The following is a 3,177-nucleotide window of genomic DNA, read 5'->3' on the forward strand; positions in this document are numbered from 1 at the left end:
GGCCCATCTCGGACCCGGACTCCCGGTGCGCTTTTGAACACTGCCCGCTTCTTGTGCGGCGCACCACGCCAGCGTCCTACTCACCACGATGGCAAGAAACCCAGGTTGAAAAGATGTCAACCTGAACCATGCCTTCCTTATGCAAGGCGATCATGAGTTCAAACGTGTTTAGGATCTGACAAACATACCAATAAGCCCTTTCCGAAACATCCTGATCGATTTCCGCATGAGTGAGCGTATCTTCGAGATACCGGACGATTTCCGGGTGGTCGACAGATGTTCTAAATATTCGCGCCGATTCGAACTCAAGGTCCATATAAATCCGACGACGCTGAAGTCTTCGGTCCGGGCGCGCAAGAATAAAAATTAGGAATGGAACAAGCAGTCCAACCGACGTGATGGTCGGGCCAGGGTATTTTTCCGCTATGTCGACGACGGCATTCTCAATGACAACGACCCAATCGGGAACCCATCTCATGATAGCTTCAAAGGTTGTCCTAAAGAGAGTTGGCCGAACTCGCCACGACACCAGAACCAACAGCGGAAGTGCGAAAACGAGCACAGGACCAAGGTTGCATCGCAAAAAGAGGAAAAGCCGAGAAAGACGAGCTCGCAAGATTGAAGCAATGGACATCACAAACCGCCACAATCTATTGGCGATCGAGACGGTTTTTCCGCGAAAGGTCGAAAGGAATTTGGGGAAACCCATGCAAGATATTCCTCTTAGCCAACGGGGGCCCCAATCCAAGACCCTACTTGAGAGAACACCACGATCTTAGATTGAAATGCTGGTGCGGTCTACCGGAGTGACCTCAAGCACTGACACCGTACTTCTCCGGTTTTCTTGGTGTCGACGAATCAGCCATGATGCCGACTGATCACCTCGTCCCGAAAGGCGCGGCAACAATGCGCGACAGCCAACCAATGATCGCGAGCAAGCTTGAGCTGTCGCCCTGCGCCGTCAGCGTCCTCGGTCAGTTGTTCGTCGAGGGCCCAACGTCGGACGACAACATCACGAACAAGGCTGGCCGTTGCGAGCTGGTAAGCGCCGGCCTCGCATTCCACGAAGCCGGCTTGTCATCCCTGATGCCCGATGGCGCGCGCCTGGCCAGGGAATGGGACCCGCGTTCGCTGTATGCGCGCCGCGATCGGCGCTGGTACTTGAAAGTGCGAACAAACGCGCATCCTGAGGGCGCAGCTGTCAGCCACTCGGAATCAGGCGCCGCCGTCCGGTAGGATCGATCGGCGCCGGCGGCTCATTCGCCCACGGCGAGGAAGTCGACGACCTCACCGGCAAAGAACTTGATGTAAGCTCTCGCTTTCGTCGGGCTGCTCGCCTTCCCGCAACCCGTACATCGCCGCCAGCACGCCCGCCTTTGGGGAGTAGAGCTCCAATGCGGAGAGTGAACCGCCCCGGGATTGCCGGAGGCTATTTTGTTTGAGTCACGCCGCCACGGCGGTTTCAGCCATCATGGCGTAGTAGCGCTCCTCGGCTTCAGCCGGCGGGATGTTGCCGATAGGCTCCAGCAGCCGGCGATTGTTGAACCAGTCGACCCATCCGAGCGTTGCGAACTCGACGGCTTCCATGGTCCGCCACGGTCCCCGCCGATGGATAAGTTCGGCCTTGTAGAGGCCATTGATGGTTTCCGCGAAGGCATTGTCGTAACTATCGCCAACACTGCCGACCGACGGCTCAATGCCCGCTTCCGCCAGGCGCTCGGTATACTTGATCGAGACGTATTGGCTCCCTCTGTCGCTGTGATGCACGAGCCCGCCGCGATGCGCCGGCCGCCGGTCATGAAGGGCCTGATCGAGCGCATCGAGAACAAAGCTTGCATGCGCGGTCCGTGAGGTCCGCCAGCCGACGATGCGTCGCGCATAGACGTCGATGACGAAGGCGACATAGACAAAACCGGTCCAGGTCGAGACATAGGTAAAATCCGAGACCCACAGCGCATTCGGGCGCGGCGCGTGGAACTGGCGATTGACGTGGTCCAGCGGGCACGGCGCCGCCTTGTCGCTGATCGTGGTCCGGACCGGCTTGCCGCGGATTACCCCCTGCAAACCCATGCCGCGCATCAGCCGCTCCACGGTGCAGCGGGCAACGTCAAAGCTCTCGCGCTGCAATTGCCGCCAGACCTTGCGCACGCCATAGACCTCGAAGTTCTCTGCGAAGACGCGGGCGATCTCCGGCTTCAGCGCCATATCCCGCTTCGCTCGCGTGGAGAGCTTCTCCGGATTGGCGCGCTTGGCGACATCGGCATGGTAGGTCGAGGGGGCGATCGGCAAGACCTTGCAGATCGGCTCGACCCCATGGACCTCTCGGTGATCGTCGATGAACGCGATCATGGTTTGTACCGGCGGTCGAGCTCCGCCTGGGCAAAATAGGCCGACGCCTTGCGCAGGATCTCATTGGCCTGGCGAAGCTCGCGGTTCTCGCGTTCCAGCGCCTTGAGCCGATCTGAGACGTCGGACGGCACGCCGGATCGTTTGCCGCTGTCGATCTCGGCCTTCTTCACCCACTCATGCAATGTCTGCGGCGTACAGCCGATCTTCGATGCGATCGAAACAACCGCCGCCCAGCGCGAGGCATGCTCGCCCTCGTGGTCCAGAACCATCCGCACCGCACGGGTCCGGACTTCAGGAGAGAATTTGTTCGTCGTCTTGCTTGTCATGGCTCCACCTTCTCAAGAGTTCCGCGGCAGGAACGGCAAGCTGATCAAGAGTCTCTGGCACGACGGCCTTGGCATGTCGCTCTACGCCAAACGATTGGAGCGTGGCTTACTCCCAGGATGACATCGACCGCGCGGTCCGCAGCGTTTCTTTGCTCACGGGCAACATTCAAAGGGCGACCGCCATATGTGCAGAATTCGCCGAAAATGCGGGACGGCTCACTGTGAGGAGTCAGCAGCGCAGTTCGATGCTAGCTAGCTCACCTCGAAAACAGTCGGTCGCAAGCACTGATGCGGCTACGCGACCCCGTTTCCACCTTGCTATTGGTACGGAATCCGCTAACTTTTGGGTAGCTCCGAAAGGTGGCAGCCGTGATCACAAAGCGGCGCAATTTGCCCGGTGAATTTGAACGTCGGTGTAACCATTGCGGTTTCGCAATCCGGCTAACTGCGAACTTTTGCGGTGGCTGTGGCCGATCGAGAGCTCTATCCAGCGCTACTGATC

General features: G+C 59.0%; 4 protein-coding genes and 1 other annotated feature. Of the genes, 2 read left to right on the forward strand and 2 right to left on the reverse strand.

The window, feature by feature from the left end; genetic code table 11:
- Window positions 1–76 precede the first annotated feature (76 nt).
- The gene (locus tag WCE35_RS00465; protein WP_424591387.1) at window positions 77–709 is read right to left on the reverse strand and encodes a hypothetical protein; all 633 of its coding nucleotides are present in this window, start codon (window positions 707–709) and stop codon (window positions 77–79) included.
- Window positions 710–864: 155 nt separating this feature from the next.
- Between WCE35_RS00465 and WCE35_RS00470 the strand changes: the two genes are divergently transcribed.
- Window positions 865–1,236, forward strand: coding sequence for a hypothetical protein (locus tag WCE35_RS00470; protein ID WP_424591388.1), 372 nt, complete (start codon window positions 865–867; stop codon window positions 1,234–1,236).
- Between the two features lie 207 nt (window positions 1,237–1,443).
- On the opposite strand, the gene WCE35_RS00475 is transcribed toward WCE35_RS00470, so the two are convergent.
- A protein-coding gene (locus WCE35_RS00475) for an IS3 family transposase (protein ID WP_424591389.1) occupies window positions 1,444–2,675 on the reverse strand; the annotation gives its coding sequence in 2 pieces (ribosomal slippage) (window positions 1,444–2,384 and window positions 2,384–2,675; 1,233 coding nt in all).
- Window positions 2,275–2,391: a sequence feature (AL1L pseudoknot), on the reverse strand. (Overlaps the previous gene by 117 nt.)
- Between WCE35_RS00475 and tnpB the strand changes: the two genes are divergently transcribed.
- On the forward strand, window positions 2,674–2,796 hold the full coding sequence (gene tnpB / locus WCE35_RS00480) for an IS66 family insertion sequence element accessory protein TnpB (RefSeq protein WP_424591390.1): 123 nt from the start codon (window positions 2,674–2,676) through the stop codon (window positions 2,794–2,796). The two genes, WCE35_RS00475 and tnpB, sit on opposite strands and share 2 nt — an antisense overlap.
- The last annotated feature ends 381 nt before the right edge of the window (window positions 2,797–3,177 follow it).

This window comes from Bradyrhizobium sp., from assembly GCF_049691595.1.
GTDB lineage: Bacteria > Pseudomonadota > Alphaproteobacteria > Rhizobiales > Xanthobacteraceae > Bradyrhizobium.